This is a genomic window from Streptomyces sp. NPDC087422, assembly GCF_044744145.1.
In the GTDB taxonomy this organism is placed as follows: domain Bacteria; phylum Actinomycetota; class Actinomycetes; order Streptomycetales; family Streptomycetaceae; genus Actinacidiphila.
Genome location: NZ_JBIUXT010000003.1, coordinates 14,099 through 25,681, shown reverse-complemented (window position 1 = coordinate 25,681; position 11,583 = coordinate 14,099). Strand labels below are relative to the sequence as shown.

Below are 11,583 nucleotides of genomic sequence, written 5' to 3'. Positions count from 1 at the left end.
CGCACCGTCAAGGGCCGGGCCCGTCAAGGGTTCCGGTCCGCCGAGGGCCCGGTGGGCGACCGTACGTGATCCGGTACGTGTGCGGTCGCCCACCGCACCTTAGTGCGAATGGCTTGAATGTCGGACGAATCACCTCACGGATTCACGGTGACCACCCGTCAGCCGTGTATGTTCCGGGGCCGTAAGGCCACGGAAGGGACCCATCCGGTGAAGGTGAACAAGAAGCTCCTGGCCGCGCTCTCCGGTGCGGTCATGCTGCTCGCGCTGTCGGGGTGCAGCGACGACTCCAACAAGAAGCTGGACAACTGGGCTAAGGGCGTCTGCGACCAGGCCGCGGCCCAGACCAAGAAGATCAACGACGCCAACACGGCGATCACCCAGGTGAACAGCAACGGCAAGCCCCAGGACGTCAAGTCCGCCGACTCCGCCGCCTTCCAGTCGATCTCCGAGGCGTACAAGTCGCTCGCCGACATCGTCAGCAAGGCCGGCGCCCCGCCGGTCAAGGACGGTGCGAAGATCCAGCAGGACGCGGTGAACGACCTCAACGGCCTGTCCACCCAGTACGGGACGCTCAAGAAGCAGGTCGACGGGCTCGACACCAGCGACCAGGCGAAGTTCGCGGACGGCCTGAAGGGCGTCTCCAACTCGCTGGGCAAGGTCAGCCAGAACGGCGAGCAGGCCCTCGACTCGCTCCGCCAGGGCGATGTCGGCAAGGCCATGGCCAAGCAGCCCGGCTGCAAGCAGGCGTCCGGCTCCTCCTCGGCCTCACCGTCGGCGTCGTAGGCCCCCGGCCCCCTCAGGCCCCGGCCCCCTCAGGCCCCGGCCCCGGGCCCCCGGCCCGTGGCCACCGGACCGCGCCCACGAAGGCCCCGCGCCCACGACCGCGCCCCCGTAGCACCCCCTTAGCACCCCCGCTGTCCGATACGCCACGGCCCGCCGCCCCGCACAAGGGGCGCCGGGCCGCGGCGATTCCGCGACAATGGCCGGTGTGAGTACGCCCCTCCTCCCCGCCGCCCGGAACGCCCCGTCCCTGCGCGACGACCTGCGCGCCGCAGCCTTCACCGCGGACGGCTGTCTCGACCTCCTCGGAGCCGCCGCCTACGCGGCCCTCTCCCGGGCCGAGACCGTCCCCGCCCTGCGCGCCACCCGTGGCGGCAGCCCCCTGGAGACCCTGGTCAGGCTCTTCCTCCTGCAACGCCCCGTGTCCTACGCGCGGGCCCGCGCCGCCCTGCCCCGGATCGACGACTACGCGACCGACGGCTGGCTGGCGCGCGACGGCGACGACGTACGCGCCACCGTGGACGTACGCCCGTACGCCGGTGAGGAGGGCGCGGACTGGTGGATCGTCTCCGACCTCGGCTGCGCGGTCGGCGGCGCGGGCGGTATCGGCACCGGTACCGGGACCGACGGGGAGAGCACGCCCGGCGTCGACCGGGCCGACCTGGTGCTCGGCGTCGGCGGCGCCTCCACGACGCTGGCCGGGCTGACCGTGCCCGAGCCGGTCGGCAGCGCCCTGGACCTCGGCACCGGCTCCGGCATCCAGGCGCTGCACGCCTCCCGGCACGCCACCCGCGTCACGGCGACCGACGTCAATCCGCGCGCCCTGCACTTCGCCCGGCTCACCCTCGCGCTGTCCGGCGCCCGCGAACCCGACCTGCGCGAGGGCAGCCTCTTCGAGCCGGTCCGCGACGAGCGCTTCGACCTGATCGTGTCCAACCCGCCCTTCGTGATCTCCCCGAGCGGGCGCTTCACCTACCGGGACGGCGGTATGGCGGGCGACGACCTGTGCCGCACCCTGGTGCAGCAGTCGGCAGACCATCTCAACGACGGCGGCTACTGCCAGCTCCTCGCCAACTGGCAGCACACCGAGGGCCAGGACTGGCGCGAGCGCCTGGTCTCGTGGATCCCGCGCGGCTGCGACGCCTGGATCGTGCAGCGCGAGGTCCAGGACGTCACGCAGTACGCCGAGCTGTGGCTGCGCGACGGCGGCGACCACCGTACGGATCCGGCCACGTACGCAGCCCGCTACGACGCGTGGCTCGACGAGTTCGAGCAGCGCAAGGTGAACGGCGTCGGCTTCGGCTGGATCACGCTGCGCAAGTCGGGCGCGGACCAGCCCGTGATCACCGCGGAGGAGTGGCCGCACCCCGTGGAGCAGCCGCTCGGCCCGCACATCGCCGGGTGGTTCGACCGCCAGGACTTCCTGCGCACCCATGACGACGCGGCGCTGCTCAGCTCCCGTTTCGCGCTCGGCGACGGGGTGGTGCAGGAACAGGTGGGGCTGCCGGGCGCCGAGGACCCGGAGCACGTGGTGCTGCGCGCGGCCCGCGGTATGCGGCGCGCGACGAAGGTCGACACGGTGGGCGCGGGCTTCGCGGGCGTCTGCGACGGGACGCTGACCGCGGGGCGGATCGTGGACGCCATCGCGCAGCTGCTCGGCGAGGACCCGGTGGTGCTGCGCGACCGCACGCCGGAGTCGATCCGGCTGCTGGTGGAACAGGGGTTCCTCGACGCGGCGGAGTGACGCGGCGGAGTGACGCGGGGAGTGGCTTGACGAGTGGCCTGGCGAGCGGCCCGGGGACGCCTCGGAGAAGGGGCCCGGCGGACTGACGCGCGGTGGAGCGGACGACGCGTCAGAACACGTTGCGGACAACCGTCCACGTCACGGCCACGCACAGCACGGCCAGTGACACCCGCGGGCTCACCACCAGCCGTCGGCGACGGCCGCGCAGCCCCTCGACCATCCAGCGCCCGCACAGCCACAGCGCCAGGGGCGCGGCCAGCAGCAGGACGGCGTTGTCGTGGAAGGCGCGCCCCACGTCGCCGTGCATCAGGTCGTACACCATGCGCGTACCGCCGCAGGCCGGGCAGAGCAGCCCGGTCGCCCAGTTGAACGGGCAGCGCGGCAGCCAGTGGCCCGGCTGGTGCGGGTCGGTGCCGTAGAGATAGACGGCGCCCGCCACCCCGGCGGCGAGCGTCGCCAGGGGAGCGGTGGCCGGGTGGCCGAGAACCGCCGACGGGCGGCGCGCCCCCGGGGAGACCGGGGGAGCGCCGACCTGTGGCCGACGGACTCCGTCAGCCACGCAGCACCCGGCCCTGCGCGTCGGTCGGGTTGTCCCCGGCCAGCAGCATGATGCCGTCGATCAGCGCCCAGATGCCGCAGCCGCCGCACGTGAAGAGCTGTCCCAGCGCCATGCCGGTGTGGCCGGTGTAGAAACGGCCCACGCCGAAGCTGCCGAGGAAGAGCTGAAGCACTCCCGCGACCACCTTGGACTTGTCCGAGTACGGCCGCCCGTAGGGGTCGTAGCCGTACGGCGCGGACGGGTCCGCGGCGTACGCGGCACCGGGCGGCGCGTACCCGCCGCCCTGCGGCGGGTAGCCGTAACCGGGTGCCTGGCCGCCGCCCTGGGGCGGGTAGCCGTAACCGGGAGCCTGGCCCCCGGGCTGCTGCGGGTATCCGTATCCGGGCTGGCTCCCGGGCTGCTGCTCCCCGTACGGATTGTCGCCCTGCGGCTTGTCACCGTACGGATTCTGGCCGTACGGATTCTGGTCGGACATGCCCCGTCCCCCTGTGCTGAACGTCGTTGAACGTCTTGTTGTGTACCGGTCGTTGCCGGACATCTTTGCAGGACGGCCCCCGCCGCGTCCCACCCCCTGGGAGCGGAGACCTGTGTTCACCCGTGGTTCGCGTGCCGGACGCCCTGGCGTGGCAGCGTCCGGGAGCACACACCTGGACAGGACGAGACGGGACGAGGGGACGCATGGAGCGGGTGCCCGCACTCTTCGCCGGAACGGTCTTCGCCGTCTTCGGGGCCGCGCTCCTGCTCTGGACGGCCGCCCGGCTGCGCGCCCGGCAACCCGTGACGGCCGCGGGATCCACCGCCGCAACTGTCATGTCCATTTTCTTCGGCGCGGTCGCACTCCTCACCGGCGTCTGGTGTCTCACACAGGTCTGACCGCCACCGCCCTTCCCCGACCCTCCTGACGTGCGTGAAATCACGCACGCGCCCCCGGGAACGCGCCCCCGCGCCCCTCCGGGAAACCGACCGGAGCGGCCGTCCATGCGGCAGACAGACCGGTTGTCGGGTTACCGTTCCAGTGGCGTTGTGGACTTTTCCCGTTTGACACGGGACAGGGAGGTACGGTCACACTCCGCAGCGACACACCTTCGACCGGGAGAGAAGAGCGACGTTGTCCCCGACCCGCGAGACCGCACACAGCGGCCAGCGACTCGTCATTGTCGAGTCGCCTGCCAAGGCGAAAACGATCAAGGGATATCTGGGCCCTGGATACGTCGTCGAGGCCAGCGTCGGGCACATCCGCGACCTCCCCAACGGGGCCGCCGAAGTGCCGGCGGAGTTCAAGGGCCAGCCCTGGGCGCGGCTCGGCGTCAATGTGGACAGTGATTTCCAACCCATCTATGTGGTCAATGCCGATAAAAAGGCACAGGTCAAGAAGCTCAAGGACCTCCTCAAGGACTCCACTGAACTCTTCCTCGCCACCGATGAGGACCGCGAGGGCGAGGCCATCGCCTGGCATTTGCAGGAAATCCTCAAGCCCAAGGTGCCCGTTCACCGGATGGTGTTCCACGAGATCACCAAGGACGCCATCCAGGAGGCCGTCCGCAATCCGCGCGAGCTGAACCAGCGCCTGGTCGACGCCCAGGAGACCCGCCGCATCCTCGACCGGCTGTACGGCTACGAGGTCTCGCCGGTGCTGTGGAAGAAGGTCATGCCGCGGCTGTCGGCCGGCCGCGTGCAGTCCGTCGCCACCCGGCTCGTCGTCGAGCGCGAACGCGAGCGGATGGCGTTCCGTACCGCCGACTACTGGGACCTGACCGGCACCTTCGCCACCGGCCGCACCGGTGACGCCTCCGACCCCTCCACGCTCGTCGCCCGGCTCACCACCGTCGACGGCCGCCGGGTCGCGCAGGGCCGGGACTTCGACGCGGCCACCGGCCAGCTCAAGTCCGGCTCACAGGTGCTCCAGCTCGACGAGAGCGCCGCCCGCGCCCTGGCCGCCGCGCTCGCCGACACCCAGTTCGCCGTACGCAGCGTCGAGTCCAAGCCGTACCGCCGCTCGCCGTACGCCCCCTTCCGCACCACCACCCTCCAGCAGGAGGCGTCGCGCAAGCTGGGCTTCGGCGCGAAGGCCACCATGCAGGTCGCGCAGAAGCTGTACGAGAACGGCTTCATCACCTACATGCGTACGGACTCCACCACGCTCTCGGAGACCGCCGTCCGCGCCGCCCGCGCCCAGGTCACGCAGCTCTACGGGGCGGACTACCTGCCGGACAAGCCGCGCGTCTACGCGGGCAAGGTCAAGAACGCGCAGGAGGCGCACGAGGCGATCCGCCCCTCCGGAGACCGCTTCCGCACCCCGGCCGAGACCCGTCTGACCGGCGACCAGTTCCGGCTCTACGAGCTGATCTGGATGCGTACGGTCGCGTCCCAGATGAAGGACGCGGTCGGCCAGTCCGTCACCGTCAAGGTCGGCGGCGCCTCCGCCGACGGCCGCGACGCCGAGTTCAGCGCCTCCGGCAAGATCATCACCTTCCACGGCTTCCTGAAGGCGTACGTCGAAGGCGCCGACGACCCCAACGCCGAGCTGGACGACCGCGAGCGCAGGCTGCCGCAGGTCACCGAGGGCGACGCGCTGAGCGCCGAGGAGATCACCGCCGACGGCCACTCGACCAAGCCGCCCGCCCGCTACACCGAGGCGTCGCTGGTCAAGGAGCTGGAGGAGCGGGAGATCGGCCGCCCGTCGACGTACGCCACGATCCTGGGCACGATCCTCGACCGCGGCTACGTCTTCAAGAAGGGCACCGCGCTCGTCCCGACCTTCCTCTCCTTCGCGGTCGTCAACCTGCTGGAGAAGCACTTCGGCCGTCTGGTCGACTACGACTTCACCGCCTCCATGGAGGACGACCTCGACCGCATCGCCCGCGGCGAGGCCCAGGCCGTGCCGTGGCTGCGCCGCTTCTACTTCGGCTCCGACGACGGCAGCGCCACCGTCGGCTCCGCCGCCGACGCGGGCAACGGGGACGGCGACCACCTCGGCGGCCTCAAGGAACTCGTCGAGGACCTGGGCGCGATCGACGCCCGGGAGATCTCCTCCTTCCCGATCGGCGACGGCATCATGCTGCGCGTCGGCCGCTACGGCCCCTACATCGAGAAGGGCGAGCGCGGCGAGGACGACCACCGCCGCGCCGACGTACCCGAGGACCTGCCGCCGGACGAGCTGTCCGTCGAGTACGCCGAGGAGCTGTTCGCCAAGCCCAGCGGCGACTTCGCGCTCGGCGACGACCCGGCGACCGGCCGCCCGATCATCGCCAAGGACGGGCGCTACGGTCCCTACGTCACCGAAGTCCTGCCCGAGGACACCCCGAAGACCGGGAAGAACGCGGTCAAGCCGCGTACCGCCTCGCTCTTCAAGTCGATGTCCATCGACACCGTCACCCTTGAGGACGCCCTCAAGCTGATGTCCCTGCCGCGCGTCGTCGGCAAGGACGCCGAGGGCGTCGAGATCACCGCGCAGAACGGGCGCTACGGGCCCTACCTGAAGAAGGGCACCGACTCGCGCTCGCTGGAGACCGAGGACCAGCTCTTCTCGATCACCCTCGACGAAGCGCTCGCCATCTACGCCCAGCCCAAGCAGCGCGGTCGCGCCGCCGCCAAGCCGCCGCTCAAGGAACTGGGCACCGACCCGGTCAGCGAGCGCCCCGTCGTCGTCAAGGACGGCCGCTTCGGCCCCTACGTCACCGACGGCGAGACCAACGCGACGCTGCGCCGCGACGACGAGGTGGAGTCGATCACGCCCGAGCGCGGGTACGAACTCCTCGCGGAGAAGCGGGCGAAGGGGCCCGTGAAGAAGAAGACCGCCGCCAAGAAGGCACCGGCCAAGAAGGCTCCCGCCAAGAAGACGGCGGCTTCCGGCACCGCGAAGAAGACTGCCGCGAAGAAGGCGCCGGCCAAGAAGGCGGCTGCCTCCGCGGCGGCGAAGAAGTCGACGGCCTCAGCCGACTAGGGCGTGTCCGGCACACTGGGCCGGTGGGCGGGCGACGACAGCGCCTGCCCCACCGGGCCGGCGGTGAACCGCGCGCCGGTCATGGGCCGGTCGCGCGGTTTCCCGCGCCCCTGAGGAGCTGGCCATGCGTCAGCGCGCCGTACCTTCCGCCTCTCCTGCCTCCCCTTCCTCCCCCTTGAAGGGCCCGCGGAAGGGCCCCTCGAAGGGCGGTCTTCGCCCAGGTGAGTGCGCTTCCCCGCCCTCCTTGAGGGGTGGTCCGCCCGGGAGTGGGACCGGCTCCGTGTAGGGCGTCGTAAGGCGGATAGGCTGTTGGGATGACGCCATCCGAGCAGCCCAAGCCGCCCGCCGCAGACGTCACGGCCGCAGATGTCAGGGCCGAGGACGTCGAGGGGGACGTGACCGACGCGTTCGCCACCGACCTCGCCGCTGACAGCCGTGAGCGAGCGGTCGGTGCGCTGCTGAAAATCCCGGCGCTGCGCAAATTGTGGAGCGCGCAGCTCACCGGGGCGGTGGCGGACCGACTGGGTCTGCTCGTCCTGCTGTGGCTCGCCGTGCAGGCGGCGGTGGCCGACCACGCGTACGGCGGCGGCTACCGGGGTATCGCCTTCGCCACCGCGGCCGTCTTCGGGGCGCGCCTGGTCTCGACGCTGCTGTTCGGCGCCGTCCTGCTCGGCCCGCTGTCGGCGCTGACGTCCGAGAGCGGCCGGCTGGACCGCCGGTGGACGATGATCGGCGCGGACGCCGTACGACTCGGGCTGTTCATCGTCGCGCCGCTGTGGATCACCTGGTCGCAGCACACCGCGCTGACCTGGCTGCTGGTGACCGCCTTCGTCACCGGGGTGGCCGAGCGGCTGTGGGCCGTCGCCAAGGACGGCGCCGCCCCGCTGCTCCTGCCGCCGCCCGGCGACACCTCCGTGCGGCCCGCGCCCGACCACCTGGCGACGCTGCACCGGCTGGACCTGCGGACGAGCTTTGTCGCACTGCCGCTGGCAGCGGCCGGTCTCGTCGTCGTCACGCTGGTGAACACGCTGATCGCGGTCGGCGTCACCTGGTTCGACCAGCACCAGGTGGCGCTCGCCTCGTACGTGGCGGCCGGGCTCTTCTCGTCCTCCATGTCGGTGCTCTACCTCCTCGAACTGCCCTCGGGCACGGTGGCGCGTCCGCGCTCCCCGCTCGAAGGGCTGCGGCTGCCCAAGGGCCCCGCGGGCGCCGAGCGCGGCAGGACCGGCGTACTGCCGCTGCTGGTGCTGGCGACCGCCGCGGTCGTCGGCGCGATCGGCGCGGCCGTGGCCGTGGCCGTCCTGCACGCGCTCGCCCTCGGCTTCGGCCCGACCGGCTTCGGCCTGCTCGTCCTGGCCCTCACCGCCGGTACGGTCATCGGCATCCGCCTCGCCCCCCGTACGCTCCCGGCGCTGTCCAGGCGCCGGCTGCTCGCGCTGTCCATCGGCGTCACCGGGCTCGGCCTGCTCCTCACCGGCATCGTCGCCGACCAGACCACCGTCCTGCTGCTCGCGCTGCTGGCCGGCGCCGCGGCGGGCGTCACCGCCAACACCGGGCACATCCTGATCGAGCAGGAAGCCGAGGCGGGACGGCGCGGCCGCACCACCGAGCACCTGCACGCGGTCTCGCGCGCCGTCCTCGCCCTCGCCGTGATCGTCGCGCCGCTGGTCGCCGCCGCGATCGGCCCGCACCGCATCCAGAAGGGTCACTTCACCTTCGACCACGGCGGTGCCGCGTACACGCTGATGCTGATCGGCGCCCTGCTGCTGCCGGTCGCCGCGCTCGTCCTCGGCAAGACCGACGACCGCAGCGGCGTACCGCTCCGGCGTGACCTGCGCGAGGCCCTGACCGGTGCGGAACCGGCCGTCGCCCCCGCCGCCACCGGATTCTTCATCGCCATAGAGGGCGGCGACGGCGCGGGCAAGTCCACCCAGGTCGAAGCCCTCGCCGACTGGATCCGCGCCAAGGGCCACGAGGTCGTCGTCACCCGCGAGCCCGGCGCCACCGCCATCGGCAAGCGCCTGCGCTCCATCCTCCTCGACGTCTCCTCCGGCGGGATCTCGCACCGCGCCGAGGCGCTGCTCTACGCCGCCGACCGCGCCGAGCACATCGACTCCGTCGTCCGCCCCGCCCTCGAACGCGGCGCCGTCGTCATCTCCGACCGCTACATCGACTCCTCCGTCGCCTACCAGGGCGCCGGACGCGACCTCGCCCCCACCGAGATCGCCCGCATCTCCCGCTGGGCCACCGACGGACTCGTCCCGCACCTCACCGTGCTCCTCGACGTTAGCCCCGATGCCGCCCGCGAACGCTTCACCGAAGCGCCCGACCGCCTCGAATCCGAACCCGCCGCCTTCCACCAGCGCGTCCGCGCGGGCTTCCTCACCCTCGCCGCCGCCGACCCCGGCCGCTACCTCGTCGTCGACGGCGCCCAGGACCCCGCCGCCGTCACCACGGTCGTACGCCACCGCCTCGACCAGCTCCTCCCGCTCTCCGCCCAGGAGATCGAGGCCCGCGCCGAGGCCGAGCGCCAGGCCGCCGCCGAGGCCGCGCGCCTCGCCGCCGAAGAGGCCGCCCGCAAGGCCGAGGAAGAGCGCCAGGAGCGCGAGCGCCAAGCCCAGCTCGAACGGCTCCGCCGCGAGGAAGAGGAGCGCCGCCTCGCCGCCGAGGAGGCCACCCGCCGTGAGATCGCCGAGCGCGCCGCCGCCCGTGAGGCCGAGGCCGAACGCCTCCGCGCCGAGGAGGCCGCGCGCATCGCCGCCGAGGAGACGGCTCGCCGCGAGGCCGAGGAGGCCGCCCGCGCGGCCGAGCAGGAACGGCTCCGCCGCCTCGCCGAGGAGCAGGCACGCCTGCGCTCCGAGGCCGACGCGCGCCGCCTCGAAAAGCAGCGCAAGGCGGAGGAGGCCCTTCTCCGCGCCGAGGAGGCCCGCACCGCCGCGGCTGCGGCTGCCGCCGCCGCGAGTGCCGGTTCGGCCGGTTCGGCTGGCTCCTCCGGCTCCTCCGACTCCGAGAAGACCACCGAGCTGCCGCAGACTTCGGACTCGGCCGAAACCACGACGGTCAATGTCGTGCCTCCGCCGCCTTCCTCGGCTCCCGCCGAGGACGAGACGGCGGTCCTCCCGGCCGTTCCGGCCGTTCCGGCCGTTCCGGCCGTTCCGGCCGTTCCGGCCGAGCCGGACGTGCCCGCTGGTCCGGGCGCCGATGAGACGGCGGTTCTCCCGGTCGTTCCGGCCGAGCCGGAGGATGCTCCCGCCGAGGACGCCTCGTCGGCTGACGGCACCACTTCTGACGAGTCGGCTTCGGATGAGGACGGTTCTCGCTCTCGCGGAGACAGCTCTCGCGAAGACAGCTCGCGCGAAGACAGCCCTCGTGAGGACAGTTCCGAGACCACGACGGTGCTCCCGCCGGTCGTACCCCCGGTCGGGTCCCCGGCCTCGGACGACCCGACCGACCGGGTCCCGCCGTGGCTCTTCCGCCCCGAGGATCAGCCGGGCAACGAGCGCACCCGCGAATTCCCCACCGCCGAGACGCCCTCGGCCGCTCCGCGCCGTCCTCGCCCCAACTGGGCCGAGGAGACCCCCCTCGACGACCTGCCTACTCTCGCCGACGAACTCCTCGGCCCTCACGACGACGACCGTCGGCCGCCGGGGCGTTCTTGACCTTTGTCTTTCCCGCCCGCCCACCCGTGCGGGTGTTTTGTCGTCTGCGGGTGCCGCTTGTGCCTGGTCGGTGCCGGTCCGGGGTACCTCCTCGAAATCCGTATCACCTGGCCTTTGCGCATTCGGTACCCGGCCGTCAACGTATTTCTGCGGGGGCACCCCGGCCCGTCCCCTCCTCGCTCGTCGGCGTCCGCCTGCCGGTGGGGGTGGCCGGGGAGGGTAGGGGGGGTCTTTCCGGCGTGCCGCCCTGCGCCGGTGCCCCCTCCGAGCGGATCGGAGAGCTCGGGCCCTTCCCCAACCGCCCAACCGCCCAACAGACCCCTCCGGTCACGCCCCCTCCGACTCCCCGCCAACCACCTAGCCCCCGCCATACTGTCGGCCCGCGCAGATCCCGGCCGAACGTCAGGCGCGGCAGGCCCCAGCCCCCGCACCCCTTCCGCCCACCCGGGTGACGCAGGTCCCGCACCCCACCCACGCCCTTCCGCCGACCGGGCGGGCGTCCGGGTGGCGCAGGTCCCGCATCTCACGCACCCCTTCCGCCCGCCCCGCCCGCCCCGCCTGGACGTCTATTGGCGCAGGGACCTGGCCCCCCAGCCCCCCTCGCCCACCCCGCCTGGCCGTCATGTGAGGCGAGGCCCGCACCCCACCCACCCCTTCCGCCTGCCCCGGCTGGACGTTGGGGGGAGCAGGTCCCGGTCCTCACCCCCCTCCGTTCACCCCGGGGCGGACCGTCGGCCGTACAGGTCCCGCACCCCACCCACCCCCTTTCGCCCACCCCGCTGGGAGGTCGGGGGGCGCAGGGGCCTGGCCCCCGCCCACCCCCCTCCCGGCAACCCCCACCGGACCGTCGGACGCCGACGTACCGGGAGGGGACGGGCCGGGGTGCCCCCGCAGAAAT

The 11,583-nt window shown here is 72.6% G+C and carries 7 protein-coding genes; 5 read left to right on the top strand and 2 right to left on the bottom strand.

What is annotated here, in order from left to right:
* Nucleotides 1-207: 207 nt before the first annotated feature.
* Together ACIO6U_RS09870 and ACIO6U_RS09865 are read left to right on the top strand one after the other, a co-directional pair.
* The gene (locus ACIO6U_RS09870; RefSeq protein ID WP_355346124.1) at nt 208-783 is read left to right on the top strand and encodes a small secreted protein; all 576 of its coding nucleotides are present in this window, start codon (nt 208-210) and stop codon (nt 781-783) included.
* 196 nt (nt 784-979) lie between these two features.
* A complete protein-coding gene (locus ACIO6U_RS09865; RefSeq protein WP_401717224.1) occupies nt 980-2,524 on the top strand; it encodes a methyltransferase in 1,545 nt (514 codons plus the stop codon).
* 109 nt (nt 2,525-2,633) lie between these two features.
* Here ACIO6U_RS09865 and ACIO6U_RS09860 read toward each other — a convergent pair whose 3' ends face one another.
* Entirely contained in the window at nt 2,634-3,083 is a 450-nt protein-coding gene (locus ACIO6U_RS09860; RefSeq protein ID WP_391041513.1) for a DUF2752 domain-containing protein, read from the bottom strand.
* A complete protein-coding gene (locus ACIO6U_RS09855; protein ID WP_401717219.1) occupies nt 3,076-3,558 on the bottom strand; it encodes a TM2 domain-containing protein in 483 nt (160 codons plus the stop codon). The genes ACIO6U_RS09860 and ACIO6U_RS09855 overlap by 8 nt, the downstream gene beginning before the upstream one ends.
* A gap of 203 nt (nt 3,559-3,761) precedes the next feature.
* Here ACIO6U_RS09855 and ACIO6U_RS09850 point away from each other — a divergent pair, with 203 nt between their 5' ends.
* The 3 genes from ACIO6U_RS09850 to tmk all read left to right on the top strand — a co-directional run bounded on the left by ACIO6U_RS09850 (nt 3,762) and on the right by tmk (nt 10,685).
* Entirely contained in the window at nt 3,762-3,956 is a 195-nt protein-coding gene (locus ACIO6U_RS09850; RefSeq protein ID WP_355346115.1) for a hypothetical protein, read from the top strand.
* 235 nt (nt 3,957-4,191) lie between these two features.
* On the top strand, nt 4,192-7,026 hold the full coding sequence (gene topA / locus ACIO6U_RS09845) for a type I DNA topoisomerase (RefSeq protein WP_391130041.1): 2,835 nt from the start codon (nt 4,192-4,194) through the stop codon (nt 7,024-7,026).
* A gap of 314 nt (nt 7,027-7,340) precedes the next feature.
* Complete coding sequence (gene tmk / locus ACIO6U_RS09840) at nt 7,341-10,685, top strand: dTMP kinase (protein ID WP_401717216.1); 3,345 nt, start codon at nt 7,341-7,343, stop codon at nt 10,683-10,685.
* Nucleotides 10,686-11,583 lie beyond the last annotated feature (898 nt).

What these genes read in the sequence shown, in the direction of transcription:
- ACIO6U_RS09865 (WP_401717224.1), top strand. Translation starts at nt 980, where the DNA reads ATGGCCGGTGTGAGTACGCCCCTCCTCCCCGCCGCCCGGAACGCCCCG.
- ACIO6U_RS09855 (WP_401717219.1), bottom strand. Translation starts at nt 3,558, where the DNA reads ATGTCCGACCAGAATCCGTACGGCCAGAATCCGTACGGTGACAAGCCG.
- ACIO6U_RS09850 (WP_355346115.1), top strand. Translation starts at nt 3,762, where the DNA reads ATGGAGCGGGTGCCCGCACTCTTCGCCGGAACGGTCTTCGCCGTCTTC.
- tmk (WP_401717216.1), top strand. Translation starts at nt 7,341, where the DNA reads ATGACGCCATCCGAGCAGCCCAAGCCGCCCGCCGCAGACGTCACGGCC.